Source organism: Paraflavitalea pollutisoli, assembly GCF_029360705.1.
GTDB lineage: Bacteria > Bacteroidota > Bacteroidia > Chitinophagales > Chitinophagaceae > Paraflavitalea > Paraflavitalea pollutisoli.
Genome location: NZ_JARKMX010000008.1, coordinates 4,200,801 through 4,227,792 on the forward strand (window position 1 = coordinate 4,200,801; position 26,992 = coordinate 4,227,792).

The window sequence follows — 26,992 nt, forward strand, 5'->3', positions numbered from 1 at the left end:
ATATGGAAGAACTGGTCAGAAAACTAATGGCAGAGGGCCTTACAGAAGCGCAGGCCTACAAAGCGGTAGAGATCGTCAAGAATTTTGCGAAAGAAAAGTTCCCCATCTTCGGCGGAGCAATCGACAAAGTGTTTGACAAGTATGCCAAGAAGAAAGATGAGGATGATTTTATGCCATAATAAATTGTAGTATGCTTTAATGCTAATCGATATACGCCAGGATTGCATCAATCTCGTTTTCCGTCAGATTCGGAAATACGCTCATAGGCGTTTTGTTGTACCGGAGATACAGGCTATTGAAGTATTCATTTCCTGATTTCAACACAGCAGGACTGTTCTTTATCCAGGCATGCAACAACTTTCGGTCCGGCACCCGATCACGCACTCCCCGCAAGGCAGGCCCTGTCAGGTCTTTGTCGGCCTTATGGCAGCTGGCGCAGTTGTTGGCAAACAACTCCTTCCCATCTCCGCTACCATAATATGTTTTGCTTTTTACAGACTCCATAGCAACGACCTGTGATGCGGGCTCTTCCATCGGCTCTTTAATATTCCCCAACACGTCTATTGTCTTCATCCCCACCAACACCACGAGCAGCAATAACACACCCTGACCTACATACTGCAATTCTTTATTCATATAAAAGGTTTTAGGCTAAGTTGATCAGTAACGTGCCCGCGGCATGTACTCCAGTATCTCATCGATGTCGGCATCACTGAGGTGCGGAAAAGCCGGCATGGGCGTTTGCCGCCAATCCGCAAACAGTTTGGTGTAATAGGGATTCCCAGTTTTGAGCACAGAGTCACTGTTGCGAATCCAGCCGCGGAGCAAGGCCTTATCACGGACCCGTTTTTCTACGGTAGCCAGTTGCGTAACATCACAATCTTTGTCGGGCTGATGGCAAGAACTGCAATTTTCTGTAAACAACCATTTGCCACGTTCATTCAATACGGCGGGTATCCCCATGGAATTGGTTTGAGAACGGTAAGCGTCTTTGTTATCAAGATTAATATCGGCTACAGGTGCCTTAGCAATATTTGTAGAGAGAAAATGAACCACCTCCAGGCCGGCAAGGACTACCAGCATCAGCAAGAAACCACGGGCAACATATCCGACTTCCGTGTTCATCCTTTAAAGTTAGTGCACGAACGTCAGGCGCGCAAGAAAAGATAACGTAAATCGACAGCCCAGCGGATAAATAGGTACGACACCCAGTACATCCTGCTTCTATAACCAGCAACAGCAGGACTCGTCCACAACCCATTGACAATTATCACACGTTGTGTGGCAGCTCGCCGAAAGATAGTGCCAACAGCGGCTGATCTCCGGGCATAAAAAAAGCCCCGCATCCCGCGGGGCCATTCTGACGTGACAAGCAACCGTTCCGTGAACTTTAGGTTTTCAAAACTTCTCTGGAAATAACCAGTTTCTGAATCTCAGAGGTACCTTCACCGATAGTACAGAGTTTACTATCGCGATAATATTTTTCTACCGGAAAATCCTTGGTGTATCCATAGCCGCCAAATACCTGCACCGCATCATTCGCCACCTTTACCGCCACTTCACTCGCAAAGTATTTTGCCATGGCCGCCTCTTTCGTCATCGGATTGCCCCGCATCTTCAAATCGCAGGCCTGCAAGGTCAACAACTCTGCCGCCTCGATCTCCGTGGCCATATCTGCCAGTTTGAAGGAGATGCCCTGAAAATTGGAGATCGGCTGGTCAAACTGATAACGTTCTTTCGAGTATTGTACAGACGCTTCATACGCACCTTTGGCAATTCCCAGCGATAACGCTGCAATAGAGATCCTGCCACCATCCAATACCTTCAGCGACTGTTTGAATCCTGCGCCTACTTCCCCCAGCCTGTTGCTGTCGGGAATGCGGCAGTTGTCAAATATCATTTCGGCCGTTTCACTGGCCCGCATACCGAGTTTGTTTTCTTTCTTGCCGCCGGAAAAGCCTGGCGTGCTTCGTTCTACCAGAAAAGCGGTCGCGTTGTCTTTTGACCTTGGCTCGCCGGTCCGTGCTATGACCACGGCCAAATCCCCGCTCTTTCCATGTGTAATCCAGCATTTGGTGCCATTCAGCACCCAATGGTCACCATCCCGCACGGCCACCGTTTTCATATTACCTGCATCGCTGCCGGTATTAGGCTCGGTGAGCCCCCAGGCACCCAGCCATTGGCCGGTCGCCAGTTTGGGAAGAAATTGTTGCTTTTGTTCCTCATTACCAAAGGCAAGAATATGCCCGGTACACAAGGAGTTGTGTGCAGCCACACTCAATCCGATCGACCCACACACTTTTCCGATCTCCTGCAGCACAGCTACATACTCAAAATACCCGAGGCCGGCCCCTTCATATTTCTCTGGAACCATTACCCCCATCAGTCCAAGCTTGCCCATTTCACGGAAAACTTGTAAAGGAAATTCCTGGCTTTCATCCCAGGTCATTACATAGGGCTTAATGTGTTGAAGCGCAAAGTCACGTGCAGTCTGAGCCACCTGCTGTGTCAATTCAGAAGTCTCGAAATTCATAAGATAAAATATCGTTGGCAAGAACCCTTAGAGGTTGATGCAATATAATACTATTTTCCAGAAACTAACAATTGTTAGCACTTTTTCGGGAGATTTATTTTAGCCTACCTGACCGTCAGGTAAGGCCTCATTTTCTCCAGGTTGTCTGGTGTCAAAATAGTTATCTGCAACAATTGATCCACAGCCTGGTAGGAGCCATGTTGTTCGCGGTAGCGCACAATGGCGTAGGCTTGTGACCGGCTGATATAAGGATGCTGGTCGAGCACATCAGCATCGGCGGTATTGATATTAATCGTGCGCAAGTCTGGTGCAGCACATTGGAGATGACTTCTGATGGCCTGAAAGGTTGAATCCGGGAGGCCATACGTTTCGCCGACCTGCTCTACTCCGTGAAAACCACCCAGTTTTTCGCGAAAATTGACAATGCGCGCGGCCAGTTTACTGCCAATACCCCAGAGCGCTATAAAAGCACTGGTATCTGCAGCATTGATATCTATGATGGCGGGGGCCGATCCACGAAACCTTGTACGTGACCTATCATTATCCCGGGGCCCGCCGTAAGATGAACCGACCGTCCTGGCAACTCCTGCTGTTCCCTCCGGTGCAGGGTAACGATTGACTGTCTGCCTGCCATCGCCACGATCAGCCAATGCTTTCGAATACGACTGATCATTTTCGGGTATCATAACATAGGGGATCAATCGCGATGCCTCTTCTTTGGCAAGACCATAGATCTTGTATAAATCTTCCGGACGGCGAAACTTTCCGCCATGCGACACATAATTGCGTATAGTCTTCGCAGTACGTGACCGAACGCCCAGGCGTTCCCAGTCCGCAGCCGGCAATGTATTGGGATCAAAAGGGAAGAGCGATGCCATCCGCGGCTCTTCCTGTTCGGTATAACCGCCATCATGCCCGTAAGCGGCCAATAATGAATCTGACGCAGGTGTATGCCCGCCTTCTAATTTGGCCAGCTGTGCGCGTAGTTGCTCGAAATTGGCATTGTCGACCTCCATCACGGGCGAGGGAAGAAAGGATGGGATGATAATGGTCGCAATGATGAGACACACCAACACAATGATGCCTGTGCGCTCTTTCCGGGTGTAGCTGAAGAAGCCCTTGTGGTGTTTTTTCATAGTACAAGATGACCGGAGGCCTGTTACAGACGGCCCGGTATCTAATACATACGATGAAATCGAATTATAGATTTAGTACAAGGCCGTCATAACTCAAATGTATTCCCGCAGGCAGTTCTTTTTCCACGTCGGCATGCTTGCCCATCTGATGGCTCATATGCGTAAAATACGTTTGTGGCACCTGCAAGTCCTGCGCCACGGCAATTCCTTCCGAAAGACTATAATGGGAAATGTGTTGTTCTTTGCGCAGCGTGTTCAATACAAGCACCTCGCTGCCACGTATCTTGTCTTTTTCCACTTCTTCAATTCGATTAGCATCAGTGATATACGCGAAAGGCCCAAAGCGAAAACCCAATACGGGCATTTTCAGGTGCCATACATTGATGGGCATCACTTCGATATCGCCCACCATGAAGGGGCTGCCATCGATGGTGTTCAGCTGTATCTCCGGCACACCCGGATAACGCGTTTCATAAAAAGCGTAAGGAAATTCGCGGATGATCACTTCCTGCGTCATTTCATTCGCATATACTTTCATCGGCTGCTGCTGGAAGAAATTGTAGGCACGCACATCATCCAATCCAGCCACGTGATCTTTGTGAGGATGGGTGAAAACGATTGCGTCGAGGTGCTTCACATTCGACCGTAACATCTGGTACCGGAAATCGGGGCCCGTGTCTACCACCAGCGTGGTATGGGCAGATTGAACCAGGATGCTTGACCGTAGCCGCTTGTCTTTGGCATCGGGCGACTGGCACACCGGGCACTCGCAGGCGATCATGGGCACACCACTGCTGGTGCCGGTACCTAAGAACGTGATTTTTAAGGAAGGATAACTCACGCGTTAAAAATACGGAGTTTGCGGTTATTTCTCGGCCGCCAGGGCCGCAGCCCGGACCAATACATCGTCATACGTACGGCGTACCTCTGTAGACAATACATCCGGCTCGATATTCAACTGAGGAATAAGATCGATCAGGGTATTGATACGCCCTTCGAGTTGGAGAAACTTGTTCAGCACGACTACCTTCTTCGCTTCAAGGATGCAGTAGCCACTCTGGAAATTGCCCCGCTCATAACGCACCACATATTCTACCTCATCGAGGATACGTTCAATTTTATCTAATGTATTCTGGGTATATTTCATAGTTGTACTACCAAATTCACTAACAAAATTAGCCAAATGTCTGCCCTTCCCCATTTACGGTCCATTATTGTTTTCCACACATGGTGGACAGAAAATCAGGCACTTTTGAACAATAATAGATTCAAATACCCTGCCATAGCAAGACGCCCCGGCTACCCGCCAGGTTGCTTTGGCCGGGTCACCGACCTCATTTAGCTCCATTTTAGCGCTGCAGGTCCTTAAAAGCTTATTTGGTGGTCATCTTGATCACCGGAATGATCATTTCCTCCAGGCTTATCCCGCCGTGCTGAAAGGTGTTGCGGTAGTAATTGACGTAGTAATTGTAATTGTTCGGGTAACACAGGAAAAGATCCTCCTTGGCGAATATGTAGGAAGAGTTGACCGTTGGCACCGGCAACCCCGCCTCTTTGGGATCGCGGAAGGCCAACACTTCTTTTTGCTCGTAATGGAGGTTCCGGCCATGTTTATAGCGAAGGTTGGTGGTCGTTTGCTTGTCACCGATCACTTTCGACGGGGTCTTTACCCGTACACTGCCATGATCGGTTGCCAGGACGATATTGATCTTCTTATCGGCAATCTTCTTCAGCGCCTGGTGCAGCGGCGAATGCTCGAACCAGCTGCGGGTTACCGAGCGATAACTGGTCTCGTCGCCAGCCAATTCCTTCAGCACCTCCATTTCCGTTCGGGCATGGCTCAGCATATCGACGAAATTATACACGATCACATTCAGGTCATTGACCAGCAGGTTATGGATATTATTGACCAGCTCCTGGCCGGCCTGATTGTTCAATATCTTGGTGTAGGAGAACCGCACATCTTCCCGCTTCAGGCGTTTCAATTGCGCCCGGAGAAACTCTTCCTCAAACAGGTTCTTTCCGCCTTCCTCATCGTCGTTCTTCCATTGCTGCGGGAAATTCTTCTCGATCTCCATCGGTAGTAATCCGGCGAAGATCGCATTGCGGGCATACTGTGTAGCGGTGGGTAATATGCTGTAAAAGCTCTCTTCTTCCAGGATTCGGAAGCTTTCGGCAAAAATGGGCTGAATGGCCTTCCATTGGTCGAACCGAAGGTTGTCGATCAACAGGAAAAAAGTGGGCGTACCCTTCTCCACATGCGGCATCACCTTGTACTTAAACAGGGTATGCGACATCACCGGCTGCTCCACCGCTTTGGGGTGCAGCCATTTGGCGTAGTTCTTCGAAATAAACTTGAAGAACTCGTTGTTGGCCTCACTTTTCTGGGTTTGGAATACCTCCTGCATCTCGGGACTGTCACTCTTCTCCATTTCCAGCTCCCAGTACACGAGTTTCTTGTACAGCTCCATCCATTCGTTGTAATCGGGGCTGCTGTTGAGCGCCATGAACAGGTTGCGGAACTGTTGCTGATAGGAAGAGGTCGTTTTCTCTGCCACCAGCCTCTTATTATCGATGATCTTTTTCAGGCTGAGTAATACCTGGTTGGGATTGACCGGTTTGATCAGGTAGTCGGCGATCTGGCTGCCGATGGCCTCATCCATCAGGTTTTCTGTTTCATTCTTGGTGATCATGACGATTGGGATCTGCTGGTTCACTTCTTTGATCTTGGCGATCGTTTCCAGCCCCGTGATACCCGGCATGGTTTCATCGAGCAGCACTACATCCACATAATTATCCCGGACAAAATCTACTGCGTCAAAACCGTTCGTCAACGCACTCACCTCGTATCCCTTGTTCTGGAGAAACAGGATCTGCGATTGTAAACTTTCAATTTCATCATCCACCCAGAGTATCTTTCCTAATGCCATGTAAAATTTTTAATTGATGTGGTTGTGTTTTTGGTGATCTGCCCTGCCGCTGCAATTAGGAAGCCAACATTTACCGTTATGCCTCCCTCCTTTCCGTCTAAAATACATTATTCCTTGAGCAATCAGTTAATATGTACTTTTGTTAGCACCTTTTAGCAGGAATTTTAACAAAACAGCAAGCAGCGAATGGCATCCTTATTCAGAAAGATCATTAATGACCCGGTGTACGGCTTTATTACCATCGATCATCCTTTGATATTTAAGGTGATAGCGCACCCCTGGTACCAGCGCCTTCGCCGTATTCACCAAATGGCTTTTGCTCAATTGGTGTATCCAGGTGCCGTACATACCCGACTTCACCACTCATTGGGCGCTTACCACCTCATGTGCAATGCGCTGCACGAACTCAAAAACAAAGGCGTCGACATTAACCCCGAGGAAGAAGTAGCAGCCAAGATCGCCATTCTGTTGCACGACATCGGCCATGGCCCCTACTCGCATGCCCTGGAAAACAAACTGCTCAAAGGCATCCACCACGAAACCATTTCCATCAAGATCATGGAGGTGCTCAATCGTGAGCTGGAGGGGGCACTCAGTCTCGCCATCGATATATTTACGAATAAATACCCCAAACCGTTTCTTCACCAGCTGATCTCCGGGCAACTCGATGTAGACCGGATGGATTACCTCACCCGCGACAGCTTTTTTACAGGCGTATCGGAAGGCGTGATCGGTTACGACCGCATCCTGAAAATGCTCACGGTACACCATAACGAGCTGATGGTGGAAGAAAAAGCCGTTTACTCCATCGAGAAATTCCTGGTGTCCCGCCGCCTTATGTACTGGCAGGTGTACCTGCACAAAACGGTACTGGGTGCCGAGAAAATGCTGGTAAAGATCGTGGAGCGTGCCCAGGAGCTGATCCAACGGGGTATTGCCGTGAAATCAACCTCTGCCGTATTCGACTTTTTCCTGCAAAATCACGATAAGGTCACTTCTATTGAAGACCACCTGGAGCAGTTTTGCCTGCTGGACGATTACGATGTGCTGAGCACCATCAAAAACTGGATCTTCCATGAAGATGTGGTACTGGCCAAACTCTGCCAATGCCTTGTCACCCGACGTTTATTAAAAGTTAAATTGTCGGCTACCCCCTTCGACGAGGCCTGGATCGCCGAACTACGGAACAGGATTTGCCGCGAGATGCAGTTAGAAGAGCGCGATTGTCACTATTTCGTGTTCGGTGGGGTGGCGGAAAACACTACGTATGATCCGAAAGAAGAGAAGATAAACATCCTGTTTAAGGATGGAACAGCAACGGATATCTCCCGGGTCGACAATGCACTGATACATCAAACGCTGGCCAGCCCCGTGAAAAAATATTACATTTGTTACTTGAATTCTTAAAATACACACATGCAATTCACGGCAGCACAGATAGCCATGCTCATAAACGCAACCGTCGAAGGCGACGCCAACGCTGCGGTAGCAACTTTCAGTAAGATCGAAGAAGCACAAGCTGGCCAACTTGCTTTTCTGGCCAATCCCAAATACGAAGATTACCTGTACACCACAGGCGCCTCGATAGTAATCGTCAACGCATCACTGGAACTCAAGCAGCCGGTACAGGCTACCCTGCTTCGCGTGCCCGATGCGTACACCGCCTTTGCCACCCTGTTGTCCAAATACCAGGAGGTAATGACACAGCAAATGGTGGGCATTCAGGAACCCAGTTATATTGCCAAGTCGGCCAAACTGGGAGAAAACATTTTCATAGGTGCTTTCAGTTATATCGGAGAGAACGTTACACTTGGCAATAATGTCAAAATATACCCCCAGGCCTTTGTAGGCAACAATGTAAAGTTGGGCGACAATACGATCGTACACCCCGGTGTGAAGATCTACCATGACTGCTGGATCGGCAAAAACGTGACGATCCATTCCGGCACTGTAGTTGGCAGTGATGGATTTGGCTTTGCCCCCCAGGCTGATGGAAGTTTCAAAAAGGTACCGCAGATCGGGAATGTAGTGGTAGAAGACTTTGTAGAGATTGGCGCTAACGCAACCATCGATCGCGCGACTATGGGCTCCACCCTCATCAAAACTGGCGCGAAACTTGACAACCTGATCCAGATCGCGCACAACGTGGAAGTGGGTACCAATACCGTGATCGCTGCGCAGGCAGGCGTGAGTGGTAGTACCAAACTGGGCAATAACGTATTGATTGGCGGACAGGCGGGCATCGTGGGTCACCTTTTCATTGCCGATGGCGCCAAGATCAATGCCCAAAGCGGTGTGAGCAAGTCGATCAAAACCCCCAATACGGCTGTAACAGGCTCTCCCGCCTTTGATTATACCAGCACCCTACGCAGCCAGGCCCTGAGCCGCAACCTGCCTGAAATGGAACGCCGGATCAAAGAACTGGAAAAACTCGTGCAACAGCTACTGGCCGAAAAGGTCTAGTTGACTGAGCTTAACGAGACCTTACAGGGACCTTATAGAGACCTTATAGAGACATTGCTCCTCATCGAACACCGATCAGATTACTATACATCTTATACCAGACAGGGGTAGCCAGCCGGCTACCCCTGTTTCGTTTAGGGCCTGATGGCGAGCATGCCTTCGCGCTGGCCTCCAACCTATCAATGCCCACCTGATTCATACCTGCTTCCCGAATTGTATATGGACAGCAATCGCTAGGCTCCAGGCACTCAGCCGGGTCTTCTTCGACTATATTTCCCAAAAATAGACAAGCCTGGCCAGACCCTAGCCAGACCCTAGCTGGACCCTGGCCAGATTCTGGCTATTCCCAACACGGGAAAGAGCCGTTCCGACGATCAGGTGAAGCAGCCCGGACGCTGCGCAGCGTCAACAATATAGCTTCCAGAATGCCTTATCCAATCCAACACCCGCCAGCCTCCGCCAAGAGCCTGCCTGCTTTGGCCAAAGCCGCCTGTGATGCCTTATCCAGCCCAATTCTGGCCCCAGTCCAGCCAGCCGCCTGCCTGCTTTGGCCCAACCCGCCTACTTTGCCCCCCCGCCCAAAGCCCCGCGCCGCCTATGCCGTCGGCAAACACCCTGGTAGAATGAACCCGCTTCATTAACAACCGATTATAGTATTCTCTTGCACAAATCGGGCATGGCAATTAAACTTTCTGTTATCTTTGCGCGATCCTTTAAAAAACTCGAATGGACGCTACCTTCAATCCGGATAAACAACATACACTAGGCTCTGCAGTAAGCATTTCGGGTACCGGCTTGCATACCGGTATCAATGTCAACATGACCCTAAAGCCTGCCAATGCAGGATTTGGTTACCTTTTCCAACGCATCGACCTTCCAGGTCAACCCACCATCAAGGCTGATTGTGACCTCGTTACCGATACTTCCCGTGGTACTACTATAGAAGAGAACGGCGCCAAAGTGAGCACCGTAGAGCATATTCTCGCTGCCCTCGTAGGTATGGGCGTGGACAACTGCCTGATCGAACTGGATGGACCTGAAATTCCCATTGCAGACGGTAGTTCTTCCCCCTTTATCAAGATTATTGAAGAAGCAGGCGTTGTAGAGCAGGAAGCAGCCAAGATCTGGTACACCATCGACACCAATATTTCGCATTACGACGAAAAGAAAAGGGTGGAAATGACCGCCCTCCCTGCAACGGAATACAAGATCACCACACTCATAGACTTCAACAGCCCCGTACTGGGAACCCAGCATGCCGGCCTGAAGAGCATGAAAGACTTCAAGTCGGAGATCTCTTCTTCCCGCACGTTTGTTTTCCTGCACGAGCTGGAAATGCTGCTGGAACACAACCTGATCAAGGGTGGCGACATCAACAACGCCATCGTGGTGGTCGACAAACCCGTTACCGAAGCTGAAATGGATCGCCTGGCCAAAGCATTTGGCCGTAAAAATATTGAAGTGAAAAGCGAAGGTTACCTCAATAACCTCGAGTTGCGCTTCTCCAACGAACCCGCCCGTCACAAGTTACTCGACGTGGTAGGTGACCTGGCCCTGATCGGATATCCCATCAAGGCGCATATCATTGCCAATCGTCCCGGTCATAGCTCGAATGTCGACTTTGCCCGCATGATCAAGCAGTATATTAAGAAGAATAAACATGTAAAAGATATTCCGGTGTACGATCCAAACCAACCACCGGTCTATACGTTACAGCAGATACAAAAGACCTTGCCGCATCGCCATCCATTTCTGTTGGTCGATAAGATCATCGAATTGAGCGACAAGCACATTGTGGGGATCAAGAATGTAACCTTCGACGAACCGTTTTTTCAAGGCCATTTTCCCGACAATCCGGTAATGCCTGGTGTATTGCAGGTCGAGGCACTTGCGCAGACAGGTGGTATTCTTTGTATCAACGCCATGCCGGAAGGTCAGTACGATACCTACTTTTTGAAGATCGATAATGTTAAGTTCAAGCAAAAGGTAGTACCGGGCGATACGATGATCCTGAAAATGGAGTTAATAGCTCCAATACGCCGGGGTATCTGTGAAATGCGCGGAAAAGTATATATCGGTAACAAGATAGCAACAGAAGGAGACCTGATGGCACAGCTCGTAAAGAGAGGATAGTCAGCAGGTTATATGGTGCAAAAGATCCTTATCGCAATAAATTATATTTGAGAATAGGGGTGAATTGCATGACTTTTGTCTATTTTAGTATAATCATATAATATCAAACATCAATCAATCCATAAGTATACGCCAGGCGAAACGCAGCCGGAATCCCAAGGGGGAGAGCTGTTCGTCACTCCAAAAAGTCAGTTTCAGGCTACACTCAAGAACGTCAATACAATGATCCATCCGCATACGTATATCCATCCTAACGCCAAGCTGGCAACCAATGTTAAAGTAGATCCTTTTACAGTAATACACCAGAATGTAGAAATTGGCGAAGGTACCTGGATTGGTAGCAATGTCACCATTATGGAAGGCGCCCGGATCGGCAAGAACTGCCGCATTTTCCCTGGTGCTGTTATCGCTGCCATTCCCCAGGATCTTAAATTCGATGGAGAAGAAACGTTGGTAGAGATCGGAGACAATACTACCATCCGCGAATTTGTAACCATCAACCGTGGTACCAAAGACCGCTGGAAGACGAAAGTGGGCAATAACAGCCTGATCATGGCTTACAGCCACCTGGCACACGATTGCCATGTAGGAAGCTACTGCGTACTCAGCAACAATACCCAACTGGCCGGTCACGTAGAAGTGGGCGACTGGGCGATCCTGGGTGGTATGTGCGCTGTACACCAGTTTGTAAAAGTTGGTCAGCATGCTTTCGTAAGCGGTGGTTCACTCGTAGGTAAAGATGTACCTCCTTATATTAAAGCCGGCCGTGCTCCCCTCAGCTACTCCGGCGTCAACTCTGTAGGTCTTAAACGCAGAGGCTTTACGGTAGACAAGATCAATCACCTGCTCGACATCTACCGTGTCGTATACAACAAGGGCATGAACACCAGCCAGGCCCTGGAATTCCTCGAAGAAGAGTTTCCTGCTACCGATGAGCGCGATGAGATCGTGACGTTCATCCGTGAAAGCGGACGTGGCATCATTAAACGCTATTCAAAAGGTAGTGTGGATGAAGATATCGCTGATTAAGGCAGGCAAGCGCTTCAACCGCGACTGGATATTCCGTAACGTTACGTACGAATTTACCGCAGGCAACGCCTATGCGATCACCGGACCCAATGGCTCGGGTAAATCCACTTTGCTGCAAGTGATTGGCGGCGCGCTGATGATGAGTGAAGGCGTGCTGGATTACCAGGTAAACGGGCAGGTGGGCAACAACAGCAACGCAGCAGGGCCTGCCAAGGTTGGCAAATCCGACCCGGATCTGCTGTTCCGCCATATCGCCATTGCAGCTCCTTACCTGGAAGTGATCGAAGAAATGAGCGTTACTGAATTCCTCCATTTTCATACTTCCTTCAAGCCCTTCCTGCCAGCAATTTCCATCGAGGAGGCCATTCGTGTGGTCGGACTGGAAAAAGCAGCCCACAAACAGATCCGTTTCTATAGCAGTGGGATGCGCCAACGGGTCAAACTGGCGCAGGCCATCTTCAGTGATGTGCCCTGTATATTGCTCGATGAACCCTGCACCAACCTCGATGCAGAAGGGATTGCGCTGTACCAGCAACTCATTCGTGACTATTGCAGCGATCGCCTGGTGATCGTCAGCAGCAACGACCTGCAGGAATATGGATTCTGCAACGAAACGATCAGCATTCTCGACTACAAACAGACGAAGCCGGTTGGTTGATCGCCTATTTGCTTTTCTTCCCCTTCGGCACATACGGGCTCGACCCTACGCCAAATGCTTCCTTCGAATCGGGGTAAAAATAGAATGATTTGCTTTCTACCTTGCCATTGTTATATTTCAATTCCAACGAGTAACCATTTAGGGTATACGTGCCTGCAGCTTCCTTGTGTGCATAGGTACTGGAGGATACGCCAAAGTCGCCGCTATTACTACCGCCGCCTACACTGGCCTTGGTAAACTGGCCCTGTTCATTAAAAGTGAGGTCGGTCGCTGATATGATCATCACATTACCGCCCATCGCAGTATTGCCGCCGCCCGAGATTGTTTTATAACTTCCTTTGATCTTTTCGTTGGGCGCGGCAGGTCTGGCCCAAAACCATTGCTTCTCCCAGGTCTCCGCTTTGTCTTTCTCCCGCTCTTTGTTGGGCCAGGCTGTCACGATCGTTTTACCTACCTCCTTCCAGGTACCCCATTTCTTTGGCTCCAGTTGCCTCGATTTTGCCACATCAAACTTATAGGGACTGATGATCGGATCGTTGTAGATCGTTCCATCGGTTAGCAACAGGTAGGGCGCATACTCGGCCACCATCATACCGCCCACCCCGCTCATCGTATATTCCAGGTGCATGATCATACCTTTTATCTGTGCTGGCTTCAAGCCGTTGTCGGTAAGAAAGTCCTCCGCCTTCAGACGGGGGGTACTCCGTCCGGTAGATTTATCACTACTACTCTCATTGCTGGCCGCCGTATTACCTTTTCCATTGTCAGCGCCTTTGAACACGACACCATCGCCCTTTGCCACCTTGCCAAAATGCACAATGGCGGGTTGAATGGTTGCTTTGAAGAAGGCCGCATCCGGGTAACTGACCATGCGCGCCAGGCGGTATTTTCCATCTTCCAACCGGTAAGTCATATAAGCTACCAGCCATTTCTTGCCTTCTTTGTCCGACACCTGGTTGGTAAAACTGTAAAAGCCCTGCAACACATTGATGGTGGCTTTGTCATCGGCAGGTTGCGTGAAGCCCGCTTGCTGTGCATCCTGGTTCATGATGGTTTTGAACCAGGCCGCACTGCCGTCGCCGCTCACTGCCCGCAAGGGCATCAACTGGTAGATAAAAGGCTTACCGGCGTTACTGGTAGGTATAAAATTGTACACCCCTTGCTGCTCCTGCATCTTCCAGCCATCGATGGAGGGAATGGACGACTGCGCCCAGCACGATATTGTTGAATAAATGAAGGTAAACAGGAAGAATATCTTTCTCATACGACCAGTTTTACCAGTCAAAAAAACAAACATCAGGCCAGAGGGAGACGGGCAGTTATTAACTTACTGGTCGCGGAGGAGGGGCTCCAGCCAGAAGATGGGCACCATTGTACTGGCAAAAATACCCAGGCCAGAAAAGATCACATCTACCACATTGTATCGGTAGCCATTCGAGCTACCCCATTTCGTCACTATGAAGTACCTGCCAAACATCAGGCGTATGGCCATGTCGAAGATCCAATGCAGTGAATAGAAAATAAGAGGACTAAAGAGGAAGATCAGCCAATCCGTTCTGACTGCTGTAGAAGAAGGAAAGATGAAATACGATAAAGCCAGTAGTATAGTAATACCATAGTTGATACAGCGGTAACGCACCACTTGCAACCAACCGTTCATTCTATCAACTAACATGGGTAGCCACACGTGCACCGCACAGACAAATGCAATGAAAATTCTCCAGCTCTCCTGTTCCATACGCCAGGTTATCGTCAACTCTACCGCTGACTCGCGATCAGCAAATTGAGATCGGTATACTTGAGGTCGAAGCGCTGACTGAGGTGGAAGTTCGTCAGCGAACCTTTGAAGAGATAGATGCCGCTGCGCAAGTGCACTTTGTGCCATACCAGCGATTCGAATCCACCTTCTTCACCCGCCTCCAGCAACAAAGGCATCAACACATTGCTGATCGCCTGCGAAGCCGTACGCGCAAAACCCGAGGGAATATTGGGTACACAATAATGGATAACGCCATACTTCATGAAGATGGGACGCTCATGACTGGTGATCTCGGAGGTTTCAAAAACACCGCCACGATCGATGCTCACGTCGATGATGACACTACCGGGGCGCATATTGCTGACCATTTCTTCGGATACCACTACCGGTGTGCGGCCACTGGTCGATGCCAGGGCACCCACCGCCACCTCACAGGTCTTGAGCTGCTTGGCCAGGATGCGCGGCTCCAGCACCGACGTCCACATGCGCTGGCCGATATTGTTCTGCAACCGCTTGAGGCGGTATACACTGTTGTCGAATACTTTTACAGAAGCACCCAGTGCCAAAGCGGCACGGGCTGCAAACTCTCCCACGATCCCTGCCCCCAGAATGATGACCTTGGTAGGCGGAATACCGGAAATACCACCCAGCAATACTCCCTTACCGTGATTGGCAGACCCCAGGTACTGGGCGGCGATCAGCATCACCGCACTGCCCGCGATCTCACTCATACTACGTACAATAGGCAGGCTATCGCTGTCATCTTTCAGGTTCTCAAATGAAATGGCGGTTATGCGCTTGTCCATCATCTTTTGGAGCAACTCGGCTTTCATGGCCGACAGATGAATGGGGGAAATGACCACCTGGTTTTGCTGCAGGTAAGGAAGATCTTCCTCTACCACCGGCGCACTTTTTACCAGGATGGGTGATCTGTATACTTCTGCTTTGTCGTACACGATCCGGGCGCCGGCTTCACTATAATCCCGGTCGCGGTAATGCGCCGCATCGCCGGCATTATGTTCTATCACGACTTCATGTCCATTGCTGATCAATACACCCACCGCTTCGGGGGTGAGGGCGATACGGTTTTCCTGGAAAGCCCTTTCCTTAGGAATGCCAATATGCAGCTGTGCCCCCTTGGGTTTTATATCAAGTTTTTCTTCAAGTGTTTCGTAACTGAAAGAGGTGCTGATGATCGGTTTTTGCTGAGACATGAAGCGGTTTTCAGTTTTTTCTGGTTGCTGTTGATTAATTGTCGGAGAGCCATCAAATATACTCAATTATCCGCGATCCTCAGAACACGGGTTTGAGGATCAATGGCCTCGAGGTATAGCGACAGGGTGTTTTCCGGAAAAATACCGGGTGCCCGTTCGGGCCATTCGACCAGGCAAATATTACCCGAATACAGGCAATCCTCCACCCCGGCCTGCATCGCTTCTTCTTCGTCTTTCAGCCGGTACAGGTCGATATGGTACATTTTACCGCCTGGCCAGGCGTATTCATTGATAATGGAAAAAGTAGGACTTCCCACCATACTGGTCACCCCTTTCGCATCGCATAGGGCGTGTGAGAAGGTCGTTTTCCCGGCGCCCATGGCGCCGTGCAAGGCAAAAACCCGGGCATTGCCCGCGGCCTCCCAGCACTTCCGGGCAGCCTCCCCTATTTCATCCAGCGTAAACCGTATTTCCATAGGCCGCAAAGATACGGCCGGCCGCCATCACAGGCAGGAATTTGCAACCGGGTAAAGATATTAATCGTAGATTGCCAGCGTACGCCCGCCAATACGCGGTAAATTTGCAGCAACCCCGATGCAATCTTCCCCATAGAGCGAAATTCTATGAATTGCCAACCAACTAACCAGTGCACCAATATACTATGAACTGTACGGTCGGGGAAGATCCTGCAGCGTTATCATAGTGAGATCAAAAACCCGGCAAGTAAATGAAAACAGTGAATTGGAAAGTTGATGGCATGACCTGCTCTAACTGCGCGCTAACCATCCATAAATACCTCGAGAAAGAGGGTATGAAGGATGTGAAAGTCAGCCTGGCGAGCGGGGATGTCAGCTTTGACCTGAATGGACACCAGGGCGCCAGCCAGCAGATCGTCAAAGGCATCGAGTCTTTGGGTTATACCGTACACGACGAAGCAGGCGAAATAACTACTCCCAAACGCCGCCGGCTCTTCACCAATCACAAACAGCGTTTCCTCTTTTGCCTCCTGTTCACCGCCCCCCTGATGCTGCACATGGTCGACAAATGGTGGCACCTGGAATGGCTGATGAACCCCTGGATACAATTGGCCTTGTGTACGCCCGTCTTCATCGTCGGCATGGACTTTTTTGGCCGCAGCGCCATCAAGAGCATCCGCAACGGCATGCCCAATATGAACGTACTGGTAGCCATCGGCGCCACGGCTGCCTTTGTCTACAGCCTCATCGGCACCCTCTTTCACCTGGGCGCCGAATACATCTTTTACGAAACCGCCGCTTCTGTCATTACCCTCGTTTTCCTGGGCAATTACCTGGAAGACGCTTCTATTCAATCCACCCAGCGGGCCCTCAACAAACTCGCCCGCTCGCAAAAGGTGATGGCCAATATGATCGCCTATACCGAGGGAGAAGAGCATGTGTTTCCGGTAGAAAATACAGCGCTTCGCTCCGGCGACCTGGTCCTCATCAAAAATGGTGAACAGGTACCGGCCGATTGCAAGATACTCGCCGGCGATGCTACCGTCAACGAATCCCTGCTGACGGGTGAAAGCCTGCCCGTACACAAGAAGTCGAAGGACACCCTCATCGGGGGCAGCCTGGTGGTAGATGGCACCGTACGTGCACAGGTCACGGCTGAAGCCAAAGACTCCGTACTCGCCAATATCATCAACCTGGTAAAACGGGCACAGGGTGAAAAACCTCCCGTACAACAAATGGCCGACAAGATCAGCGCCATCTTTGTTCCCGTGGTATTGAGCATCGCCGCGGTGACGCTGATCGTCAACTGGATCGTGCTGCACGACTTCACCGCCTCCCTGATGCGCAGCATCGCCGTATTAGTGATCGCCTGTCCCTGTGCGATGGGCCTCGCTACTCCCGCCGCCATTGCCGTCGGCCTGGGCCGTGCGGCCCGCAACGGTATCCTCTTCCGTAATGCCAAGAGCCTGGAGTTGTTCAAAAGCATCCGCCAGGTGGTATTCGATAAAACCGGCACCCTCACCACCGGCAAGTTCGTACTGGCCGATTACAAAATCATGGCAGAAGGGATCGCTGTTGACGAGTTTAAAAAGATCGCCAGTTCGCTGGAGAAATACTCCAACCACCCCATTGCACAAAGCATCGCTGCCAACTGGAAGCACCCGCAAAACATACTCTGGCAATCGATCGAAGAGATCAAAGGCAAGGGTATGAAGGGTACTACCAAAGAAGGCGATGTGTACCAGGCCGGCTCGTACCAGGTGGCCATGGCCCATACCCGCGACGACAGCCACAACGTGTACATCATGAAGAATGAAGAGCTGCTGGGCTGGATCGATGTGAAAGATGAGATCCGTCCCGAAGCCATCCAGGTAGTGCAATACCTGCGTCACCAGAATATCCGTACGGTGTTGCTGAGCGGTGATCGGCTGGCCAAATGCCAACAACTGGCCACCTTTGTCGGTATCGACGAAGTGATTGCCGAGAAATCGCCGGAAGAAAAACTGACGGTGGTGGAAGACCTCACCCTGCAGGGCTCTACCGCCATGGTGGGTGATGGCATCAACGATGCACCCGCCCTCGCGAAAGCTACGATTGGTATTTCGCTCAGCGAGGCGTCGCAGATTGCGATGCAAACCGCTGATGTGGTGCTGATGAACCAGGGTATTAAAAACCTCCCTCTTTCGCTGGGATTGGGCCGGCACACCTTTATGACCATCAAACAGAATTTATTCTGGGCATTTATCTATAACATCATTGCCATTCCTGTGGCGGCCGTCGGACTGCTTACCCCTACCCTCGGCGCCCTCGTGATGGGATTGAGTGATGTGGTACTTGCGGTTAATTCAGTACGTTTGTTCGTGAAAAAAGTTACCTGACCCAATGCGCACGGCTGACTGCTACCAGCAGATCAGCTCCAGGCCCCGACTACCTCCATGCCCAACATCCAATACATACTTAAAGAATACTGGGGACACGAACATTTTCGTCCCCTGCAGGAAGATATCATCAATTCCATCCTGGCGGGAAAAGACACTCTGGCCCTGCTGCCTACGGGCGGCGGTAAATCCATCTGCTTCCAGGTGCCGGCCATGGCCATGGATGGGTTGTGCCTGGTGGTGAGTCCGCTGATCGCCCTGATGAAAGACCAGGTCGAGAACCTGCGGCGCAAAGGTATCACGGCCTATGCTATTTACTCGGGCATGAGCCGCCGCGATGTGATCAATGCGCTCAAGGTAGCCACAGAAAGTAACTGTAAGTTCTTATACGTCTCTCCCGAGCGACTGGAGACCAATTTATTCAAGGAATACCTGCCCGCACTCGATGTAAATCTTATAGCGGTAGATGAGGCACACTGTATTTCTCAATGGGGATATGATTTCAGGCCACCCTACCTGCGCATTGCCGCTCTGCGGGAAGAACTACCCGATGTGCCTGTCCTGGCCCTGACCGCCTCGGCTACCCCGATGGTGCAGGAAGATATCTGCGAGAAACTCGCCTTTGTCAAACCAGCGATATTCCGCCAGTCGTTCGAGCGACCGAACCTTTCTTACAGCTTATTTGAGGTGGATACCCGCATCACCAAGATCGTCGACATTCTGCAGAAAGTACCGGGCAGCAGCATCGTGTATTGCAAAAGCCGCAAGCGTACACAGACGATCAGTGAGCAACTCAATACACAGGGCATTCAGTCCGACTTTTACCATGCGGGTCTCTCGGCAGAAGAACGCAATCGTAAACAGGAGAACTGGATCAAAGACAAGACCCGGGTGATCGTTTGCACCAATGCGTTTGGGATGGGCATCGACAAACCCAATGTACGCACGGTTATTCATGCCGATGTACCCGACTGCATCGAGAACTATTACCAGGAAGCAGGCCGCGCCGGACGGGATGGGGAGAAAGCCTATGCCGTGCTATTGCATGACTACAAGGTATTGGACGAGCTCGCTGCCTTACCCGATTTCCGGTTTCCATCTTTAGAAGATATCCGCACGGTGTACAATGCAATCGGCAATTACCTGCAGATACCGGTCATGTCGGGCGATGGGGTGTATTATAATTTCGATATCACTGACTTTACCAGTAAGTTCAAGCTCGACGCCTGGATCACCACGTACGCCCTCAAAGCCCTCGAACAGGATGGCTGGCTCAGCTTCAATGAGCAGGTACTGCTGCCTTCCCGGGTGCAGTTTGTTACCGGCAAAGATTGGCTGTATGAGTTTGAGAAGAGCGCACCGGTACTGGAACCGTTGATCCATGCCTTGTTGCGCACCTACGAAGGCATCTTCGATATGCCGGTCAGTATCCAGGAGAAATCACTGGTGTATATCCTGGCGCTTGATGAGCCAACGATCATCCGGCAGCTGAAGATACTCGATGCCAATGCCATCATTGAATACACGCCGCAGAAGGACAAACCACAGATATACTTCCTGCGCAACCGGGTGAAGAAAGAAGACCTTTACATCAACCAGGTGGAATACGGTAAGCGCAAAAAACAGTTCCAGGACCGTGTGGAAGCGATGATGAAGTTCATCACCGACAAAGAGCAATGCCGCAGCCAGTACATCGCTGCTTATTTCGGTGACAAGGCGGCCAGGCCATGCGGTATCTGTGACAACTGTCTCAATAGCCAGCAACAGGCATTGACGCCCGAAGAATTCAACCTGATCCAGCAACGTATTACTTCCGTGATCGGACAGCAACCAATTACTGCCGATCAGCTCTTTCAGCAACTCACCGGCATCAAAAAAGAAAAGGCCTGGAAGGTGATCCAGTTTATGCAGGCCGAGCAAGTGATTGCGGTAGATGAGAAAGGGGGCATCAGTAAGGTGCAGCCTTGAGGGGGCACGCACCGGACAAATGAAAACCGCCCCGGCTGTCCAGGGCGGCGTTTATTGATTCTTATTCGTTCCGGCTACTTAAAACCAGCTACTACTGCTTTTCTTCTTGCTGCTCTTGCCCCCCAGTCCGAGGGCACCGAGCAAGCTACGGGTGATCACGTTAGCAGCTGTGCGACCGATCTGGCGGGTTACCGAATTGTCCAGCACTTTCTCGATGGTCGACTTCTCCTGCTTGGCTTTGCCGGCTGCTTTCTTCTCTTCTTTCTCCGCTTTGGCTTCTTCTTCCCGGGCAGCAGCTTCTTCCAGCTTGGCCGTCAGTATTTCGTAAGCACTTTCTGCGTCGGCGGTCTCGGCGTATTTCTTCACCAGTTTGGACTTACTGACCAAGGTATCGATCTCCCGATCGGTCAGCACATCCATGCGTGAGCGGGGTGATACCAGCATCGTATGTACCAATGGGGTGGGAATCCCCTTTTCATTGAGCATCGTCACGAGCGCTTCCCCGATACCCAGTTCGGTGAGCAGTTGCTCCGTCTGGTAGAAGTCCGTTTCAGGATAGTTGGCTGCGGCCTGCTTGATCGTTTTACGATCGGCAGCCGTGAAGGCGCGCAGCGCATGCTGCACCTTCAAACCCAGCTGGCTCAGCACACTGGCCGGCACATCCTGCGGGTTCTGCGTACAGAAGAAGATACCCACGCCCTTCGAGCGGATCAGCTTGATGACCGTTTCTATCTGTTGCAATAAGGCATCGGTGGCTTCCTGGAAAACGAGGTGTGCTTCGTCGATAAACATCACCAGCTTGGGCTTGTCGAGGTCACCTGCTTCGGGCAGGGTGGCATAGAGCTCGGCCAGCAGTTGCAGCATGAAGGTGGAGAACAGTTTGGGCCTGTTCTGCATATCCGTTACGCGTAGTACATTGATCATACCCCGGCCATCATCGGCGATGCGCATAAGGTCATCCACTTCAAAAGAAGGTTCGCCAAAGAACACATCTGCGCCCTGCTGTTGCAGTTCGATCACTTTGCGCAGGATGGTGCCGGTGCTGGTAGAAGCGATCTTACCGTATTGCTTTTCTATTTCTGCTTTGCCTTCGTTGCTGACGAACTGCAATACTTTGATAAAGTCTTTGAGATCGAGCAGGGGCAGCTTGTTGTCGTCGCAGTATTTGAAGATCATGGCCACCAGGCCCTGTTGGGTATCGTTGAGGTCAAGGATCTTCGAGAGGAGGATCGGACCAAACTCACTCACCGTAGCCCGTAAGCGTACGCCATGTTCGGTGCTGAGGCTCATCAGTTCTACCGGAAAAGCGCCGGGCTTGTAGGTATCCCCGATGATGGCCATGCGCTCTTTAATCTTGTCGTTCTCCAAACCGGCAGCTGCGATACCACTGAGGTCACCTTTGATGTCCATCAGCAATACGGGTACGCTGGCATCGCTGAGTGCTTCGGCGATCACCTGCAGGGTTTTGGTTTTACCGGTACCGGTGGCACCGGCGATGAGGCCGTGCCGGTTCATGGTTTTGAGGGGCAGTCTGACCAGTGCGCCGGGCACGGGCGATTTGTCGAGTACGCCTACGCCCAATACGGCAGATTCTCCTTTAAATGTATAGCCAGCCTGTACAGCTTGCAGGAATTGTTCGTTGGTTGACATATAGCATGATTGATACGGGAAAGATAAGGGATTGATGGAATAACGCACTGAAAATAATTGTTATCCGTGTGCTATTCCTGACCAGTGCGGGACGCATCTGCCCCACTAGGAAACCATGACGGGAATGGCTTGTAAACAAACGCCCTGCGATAGCTGAAAATACAAACGGGCTGCATCAGTTTCCCGATGCAGCCCGGTCAAGGCGTTCACTTCCTTACATATCTTCTTCGCGCTCGAGCATGAGGATGGCGCTCTGCGGAACGATATAGTATTTTTCGTTTTCGTACATCACCTCGGTGGCACCGCTGAGCAGGAATACGGCGAGGTCGCCTTCCCTGGCTTGCAGAGGAATGTATTTCACCTGTTCGTCGGCATTCTTCCAGCTCTCATCTTCTACCGGCATGGGGATCGCATACCCCGGACCGGTCTTGATCACATATCCTTGTTGTACTTTTTCTTTCTCCTGTACGCCGGGTGGCAGGTAGAGACCACTGTCGGTCCGTTCATTTGCTTTCGAGGGGCGCACCAGCACCCGGTCGCCGATCACTATTAATTTCTTGAAAGTATTATCATTCGTCAGTCGCATACAATAAACTTAAACCGCGAATGTAACGCTTTAGGATTATATCTGCCGGCCCTGTCAGCGCAGGGGCAGTATACCGCCCCGATCGTTCAACAGGGGCATACAAAGGATAGGAATTGTCTATTGGAACCCATGATGGATCAGGTTTGTTTTCCTAGCCGGGAGCCGCTCCACGCCCGCCTCACCCGATGGCCCTAGCCAGCGGCCATGGGGCTTTTCCCGGTTTTATTAACAAAATATTACACGCGGCTTGTGGGATATAGCAAATGATTTAATTTTATTTACACTATCGAACTAAATCTACCTAATAATGGAAGGAAAGAAACCGAAAATTCTATTGTGCGAAGATGATCAGAACCTGGGCAGTGTACTGAAGAATTATCTGGAGTTAAATGATTTTGATGTAACCCTGGAACGCGATGGCCGTCTTGGACTGGCAGCATTTCAACGGGAGAAATTCGAGCTCTGCCTGCTGGACATCATGATGCCGCACATGGACGGCTTCACGCTTGCCGAAGAGATCCGTGACATCGATCCGGATATTCCTTTATTCTTCCTCAGTGCCAAGACCATGAAGGAAGACATTATCCAGGGATATAAACTCGGCGCCGACGATTATATTACCAAACCTTTCGACAGCGAAGTGTTGTTGCTGAAGATCAAAGCGATCCTGAAGCGCAATGAAGAAGTTACCCGCGAAGCCGAGAACAAGGAGTTTGATCTGGCCAGCTACCACTTCAATCCTAAATTACGTGAGCTCAGTCATGCCGGTAAAATGCAAACGCTTTCTCCCAAAGAGAATGAGCTGCTGAAAATGCTGGCTGAACATATGAATGACCTGCTGCCCCGCGAGCAGGCGCTCAAGAAGATCTGGGGTAGCGATACTTACTTCAACGGTCGCAGTATGGATGTGTACATTGCGAAGCTGCGCAAGTACCTGAAGGAAGACGACAAGATCGAGATCGTGAACATCCACGGCAATGGTTTCCGCCTGGTTGTTCCAGTTGCTTAGTTCATTTGTACGGATCTTAAATAGTCAAAACTCCTGCCTCCCATGGCGGGATTTTTGCTTTTACAGACGCTCCATTTGCGGCCCATTACTCCGTGACTTCACCTGCTCACCACTTCACCACGTTGCATCTCACACTTCATACCTGGCCATTCAGACTAGTCTTTCAACCACCCGGCAGGCACGGCATCGTCGGCTGGTGACAAGCATCGCCTCACCACTTCACCCGCCTCGTACGTCCGATGGACATGCTCAACTTGAACTGTACCGTGAAATAAGAATCATTGTAGCGCGAATTGCCCCGTATGCTGCCCTCATGCGTTACAATCGATGGATCAAGTTCCTGCCGGCGATCGGCAAGTTGCACGGCCTGCGCCGCCTGCTTGGGGTTCAGCTCTTCTGCAAAACGTGATGGGTCGATGTAGGTAGTACTCACATCATCGAGGTAATCGGTATTCAGGAAACGGTGCATGACTTCCAGCCGCGCATTGAGGAATGCCGACACTTCATATTTGATACCAATCCCCAGGGGGAAATTGACCTGTGTCAGCTTATAGGGTTTCCGGTCGGGGAAGGCTGCAAAACCCTGTCCTTCGGTCCGCAAGGGCTGCAGATCGACCCACTGGTACCCATTGAATGCTTGTGGATTGAAATGAAAGAGACCTACACCACCCACGATGTACGGAGAAAACTCGGAGGGTTCCTGGGCATACGACTCAAACAACGGCACGGGATGGAATTCTGCCAGCAAAGCCGCCTCGGTGATCTTGCTCATGAACGACAGGTTACGCAGCAGGCGGCCCTCTGCGGCGCCCACATCGCCCATCAGCGTATTATCAGCCCCGCTGACCTTTCCAAAAGTAAGATCGAAGCGACCACCGATGATATGATGGTACAAAGCACCTACATAGAAACCGCCGGCAAAATTATAGTTGCGGGCATTGAGGTCTTTGATGAACCGCTTACCTACTCCCTTTTTGCCACCCAGGTCTGTCATGGCATTCATAGCACCAACAGACACACCGGCTTCCCACAGGACATCGGGTTCGAGGTAATCGTTATCATAGAAATAGTACTGACCAGATGCTTCATGGGCGCATAGGAATACCACCCATAGCATCACGAATGAATGCAATAGTCTCATAGCAATGACGATAAATTGTTACCGTTTACAAAATCAGAGGGGTGTAATAAATGCTACTTAGTAAACAGCGACCAAACAGGCCGCAGAGGATCAAAAAGAATACCACTTACGAAAGGAAGAAAGCGTTGGTTTTTGATAACGAATATTTTTTATTTGAGGTTACCGCGGTAATCAACTGAACCGCAATGATGCTTCATATTTGCAACATACAGACCGAATATTTTGCAGCGGTAACAATATCCAACGCAATGCACCATTATCGCGACATCCGCGCTGTTATTGAAAGTACGCGCAACAATAGCTCAAACTAGATCCCCCCTTACTCCCGCCATTCACTGTGCACCCAGGCTGTATCCGGTAAATACTTACCACCACAAAACAAACATGGCCGCAAGTTGCGGCCATGACATATATCAAGCAGGATTGATCGTAAGGGATGGTATGAACGGCTTCATCGATGGGTGCGTCCCCGCTTGCCAGTAACGAGCGCTGGCTAAAACAACACATTCGCACCACTGGCAGCGCCCGGTGTACGCCCCAGGTGTTCATAGGCCTTGGCCGTTACTTCCCGGCCACGCGGGGTGCGTTTGATAAACCCTTCCTGGATCAGGAATGGCTCATATACTTCTTCCAGGGTTCCGGTCTCTTCGCCCACGGCAGTTGCGATCGTCGTAATGCCTACGGGGCCACCCTTGAATTTATCGATGATGGTCAGCAGGATACGGTTGTCCATTTCATCCAGGCCATACTCATCGACATTCAAGGCACGCAAGGCATGTTGTGTGATGCCGAGGTCGATGACCCCATTGCTCAATACCTGTGCGAAATCGCGCACGCGGCGCAGGAGGCCATTGCCTATACGTGGGGTACCCCGACTGCGCCGCGCTATTTCATGCGCCGCATCGGAGGTGATCTTTACATTCAAGATACTGGCTGCACGCGTAATGATCTTTTGCAGGGTCTCTGCATTGTAGTATTCCAGCCTTGCTTTGATCGCAAATCGTGACAACAAGGGGGCGGTGAGCAAACCACTTCGCGTGGTAGCGCCTACCAGTGTGAAAGGATTCAGGGAGATCTGTATACTGCGGGCGTTGGGACCGCTATCGATCATGATATCGAGGCGGTAGTCTTCCATCGCCGCATAGAGGTACTCTTCCACCACTGTACTCAACCGATGGATCTCATCGATGAACAATACATCGTTGGGCTCGAGGTTGGTGAGCAGTCCTGCCAGGTCGCCGGGCTTTTCAATGACCGGGCCGGAGGTTTCCTTAATGCTCACGCCCATTTCATTGGCCACGATACGGCTGAGGGTTGTTTTGCCCAATCCGGGAGGACCGTGAAACAATACATGGTCTAATGCCTCACCCCGCAACTTGGCTGCCTTGATAAAGATCTTGATGTTCTCGATGATCTGTCCCTGGCCGGAGAAGTCTTCTATCTCCTTCGGCCGGATATTGTTTTCGAACTCTTTATCTGCTGCTGATAAGGACCCTTTTTCTGTATGTAAGTTTGGATTAGCCATGCTTTTCGGTCAACTTTGTAAAACTACACAAAAGTAAGCCAGTAATCCGATGTGCTTACATTTTATACAGCCTGTACAGTTTGAAACGCCGGGATACTGTGGCAATGGACCATCGCGCAGGAACACACTACTTCTTTCACCAAAATGTACGAGTCGGTCGAGTTTCCGACACCTGAATCCATGAACCTGCTTGTGATCATCGGCAGACCAATGATTGTGTATGAAGAAGCACTTCACGCATCCCGTTCCCGCGTGTGAGCAAACCCCACCTTGTTGAACCTGCCCTTAATGATCGGCAGACCGATGGGCGTGTAGGAAGCAGCATCGCGTGTGAGCGAACACGACCTTGTATAATTCCTTTAGTCGATCACTGAAACTGTATCCTTTTGGGGCTGTACCTGCTT

Annotated in this window: 24 protein-coding genes; 9 read left to right on the plus strand and 15 right to left on the minus strand. The window is 50.6% G+C overall.

All coding sequences use genetic code 11. The features are described from left to right. Positions 1-2: 2 nt before the first annotated feature. Entirely contained in the window at positions 3-179 is a 177-nt protein-coding gene (locus P2W70_RS30275) for a hypothetical protein (RefSeq protein WP_276485325.1), read from the plus strand. Between the two features lie 22 nt (positions 180-201). Here P2W70_RS30275 and P2W70_RS30280 read toward each other — a convergent pair whose 3' ends face one another. From P2W70_RS30280 to porX, 7 genes are all read right to left on the minus strand, one after another. Then, positions 202-636, minus strand: a complete 435-nt coding sequence (locus tag P2W70_RS30280) for a c-type cytochrome (protein WP_276485326.1) — start codon at positions 634-636, stop codon at positions 202-204. A 24-nt stretch (positions 637-660) separates the two neighbouring features. After that, positions 661-1,125, minus strand: coding sequence for a c-type cytochrome (locus P2W70_RS30285; RefSeq protein WP_276485327.1), 465 nt, complete (start codon positions 1,123-1,125; stop codon positions 661-663). 265 nt (positions 1,126-1,390) lie between these two features. After that, on the minus strand, positions 1,391-2,533 hold the full coding sequence (locus tag P2W70_RS30290) for an acyl-CoA dehydrogenase family protein (RefSeq protein ID WP_276485328.1): 1,143 nt from the start codon (positions 2,531-2,533) through the stop codon (positions 1,391-1,393). 104 nt (positions 2,534-2,637) lie between these two features. Then, a complete protein-coding gene (locus P2W70_RS34500) occupies positions 2,638-3,219 on the minus strand; it encodes a ComEA family DNA-binding protein (RefSeq protein ID WP_420832406.1) in 582 nt (193 codons plus the stop codon). A gap of 514 nt (positions 3,220-3,733) precedes the next feature. Beyond that, complete coding sequence (locus tag P2W70_RS30300; protein ID WP_276485330.1) at positions 3,734-4,510, minus strand: MBL fold metallo-hydrolase; 777 nt, start codon at positions 4,508-4,510, stop codon at positions 3,734-3,736. A gap of 24 nt (positions 4,511-4,534) precedes the next feature. Next, a complete protein-coding gene (locus P2W70_RS30305) occupies positions 4,535-4,816 on the minus strand; it encodes a hypothetical protein (RefSeq protein WP_276485331.1) in 282 nt (93 codons plus the stop codon). Positions 4,817-5,042: 226 nt separating this feature from the next. Then, positions 5,043-6,599, minus strand: a complete 1,557-nt coding sequence (gene porX / locus P2W70_RS30310; RefSeq protein ID WP_276485332.1) for a T9SS response regulator signal transducer PorX — start codon at positions 6,597-6,599, stop codon at positions 5,043-5,045. Positions 6,600-6,785: 186 nt separating this feature from the next. Between porX and P2W70_RS30315 the strand changes: the two genes are divergently transcribed. The 5 genes from P2W70_RS30315 to P2W70_RS30335 all read left to right on the plus strand — a co-directional run bounded on the left by P2W70_RS30315 (position 6,786) and on the right by P2W70_RS30335 (position 12,882). Then, entirely contained in the window at positions 6,786-8,006 is a 1,221-nt protein-coding gene (locus tag P2W70_RS30315; RefSeq protein ID WP_276485333.1) for an HD domain-containing protein, read from the plus strand. A 9-nt stretch (positions 8,007-8,015) separates the two neighbouring features. Continuing rightward, positions 8,016-9,062 carry a UDP-3-O-(3-hydroxymyristoyl)glucosamine N-acyltransferase gene (lpxD, locus tag P2W70_RS30320; RefSeq protein ID WP_276485334.1) on the plus strand — a complete coding sequence of 349 codons (1,047 nt, stop codon included), beginning with the start codon at positions 8,016-8,018 and terminating at the stop codon, positions 9,060-9,062. Between the two features lie 726 nt (positions 9,063-9,788). Then, positions 9,789-11,195: a bifunctional UDP-3-O-[3-hydroxymyristoyl] N-acetylglucosamine deacetylase/3-hydroxyacyl-ACP dehydratase gene (locus P2W70_RS30325; RefSeq protein WP_276485335.1), complete on the plus strand. Its 1,407-nt coding sequence runs from the start codon at positions 9,789-9,791 to the stop codon at positions 11,193-11,195. A 222-nt stretch (positions 11,196-11,417) separates the two neighbouring features. Beyond that, positions 11,418-12,224, plus strand: coding sequence for an acyl-ACP--UDP-N-acetylglucosamine O-acyltransferase (gene lpxA, locus P2W70_RS30330; protein WP_276485336.1), 807 nt, complete (start codon positions 11,418-11,420; stop codon positions 12,222-12,224). After that, on the plus strand, positions 12,205-12,882 hold the full coding sequence (locus tag P2W70_RS30335; RefSeq protein ID WP_276485337.1) for an ABC transporter ATP-binding protein: 678 nt from the start codon (positions 12,205-12,207) through the stop codon (positions 12,880-12,882). The genes lpxA and P2W70_RS30335 overlap by 20 nt, the downstream gene beginning before the upstream one ends. A 4-nt stretch (positions 12,883-12,886) precedes the next feature. On the opposite strand, the gene P2W70_RS30340 is transcribed toward P2W70_RS30335, so the two are convergent. The 4 genes from P2W70_RS30340 to tsaE form a co-directional block, all read right to left on the minus strand. Next, positions 12,887-14,146: a hypothetical protein gene (locus P2W70_RS30340; RefSeq protein WP_276485338.1), complete on the minus strand. Its 1,260-nt coding sequence runs from the start codon at positions 14,144-14,146 to the stop codon at positions 12,887-12,889. A 63-nt stretch (positions 14,147-14,209) separates the two neighbouring features. Beyond that, positions 14,210-14,557, minus strand: a complete 348-nt coding sequence (locus P2W70_RS30345) for a hypothetical protein (protein ID WP_276485339.1) — start codon at positions 14,555-14,557, stop codon at positions 14,210-14,212. Positions 14,558-14,640: 83 nt separating this feature from the next. Next, a complete protein-coding gene (locus tag P2W70_RS30350; RefSeq protein ID WP_276485340.1) occupies positions 14,641-15,855 on the minus strand; it encodes an alanine dehydrogenase in 1,215 nt (404 codons plus the stop codon). Between the two features lie 62 nt (positions 15,856-15,917). Continuing rightward, the gene (gene tsaE / locus P2W70_RS30355) at positions 15,918-16,331 is read right to left on the minus strand and encodes a tRNA (adenosine(37)-N6)-threonylcarbamoyltransferase complex ATPase subunit type 1 TsaE (protein WP_276485341.1); all 414 of its coding nucleotides are present in this window, start codon (positions 16,329-16,331) and stop codon (positions 15,918-15,920) included. Between the two features lie 251 nt (positions 16,332-16,582). On the opposite strand from tsaE, the gene P2W70_RS30360 reads away from it, so the two are divergent. Then, the gene (locus P2W70_RS30360; RefSeq protein WP_276485342.1) at positions 16,583-18,709 is read left to right on the plus strand and encodes a heavy metal translocating P-type ATPase; all 2,127 of its coding nucleotides are present in this window, start codon (positions 16,583-16,585) and stop codon (positions 18,707-18,709) included. A 57-nt stretch (positions 18,710-18,766) separates the two neighbouring features. Continuing rightward, positions 18,767-20,677: a RecQ family ATP-dependent DNA helicase gene (locus tag P2W70_RS30365; RefSeq protein WP_276485343.1), complete on the plus strand. Its 1,911-nt coding sequence runs from the start codon at positions 18,767-18,769 to the stop codon at positions 20,675-20,677. 78 nt (positions 20,678-20,755) lie between these two features. Here P2W70_RS30365 and P2W70_RS30370 read toward each other — a convergent pair whose 3' ends face one another. After that, on the minus strand, positions 20,756-22,327 hold the full coding sequence (locus P2W70_RS30370; protein ID WP_276485344.1) for a helicase HerA-like domain-containing protein: 1,572 nt from the start codon (positions 22,325-22,327) through the stop codon (positions 20,756-20,758). 214 nt (positions 22,328-22,541) lie between these two features. Further along, complete coding sequence (locus tag P2W70_RS30375; protein ID WP_276485345.1) at positions 22,542-22,913, minus strand: co-chaperone GroES; 372 nt, start codon at positions 22,911-22,913, stop codon at positions 22,542-22,544. A gap of 307 nt (positions 22,914-23,220) precedes the next feature. On the opposite strand from P2W70_RS30375, the gene P2W70_RS30380 reads away from it, so the two are divergent. After that, a complete protein-coding gene (locus tag P2W70_RS30380) occupies positions 23,221-23,922 on the plus strand; it encodes a response regulator transcription factor (RefSeq protein ID WP_276485346.1) in 702 nt (233 codons plus the stop codon). Positions 23,923-24,133: 211 nt separating this feature from the next. Here P2W70_RS30380 and P2W70_RS30385 read toward each other — a convergent pair whose 3' ends face one another. Both P2W70_RS30385 and ruvB read right to left on the minus strand, forming a co-directional pair. After that, complete coding sequence (locus P2W70_RS30385; RefSeq protein ID WP_276485347.1) at positions 24,134-25,063, minus strand: hypothetical protein; 930 nt, start codon at positions 25,061-25,063, stop codon at positions 24,134-24,136. A 493-nt stretch (positions 25,064-25,556) separates the two neighbouring features. Continuing rightward, on the minus strand, positions 25,557-26,588 hold the full coding sequence (ruvB, locus tag P2W70_RS30390) for a Holliday junction branch migration DNA helicase RuvB (protein WP_276485348.1): 1,032 nt from the start codon (positions 26,586-26,588) through the stop codon (positions 25,557-25,559). Between the last annotated feature and the right edge of the window lie 404 nt (positions 26,589-26,992).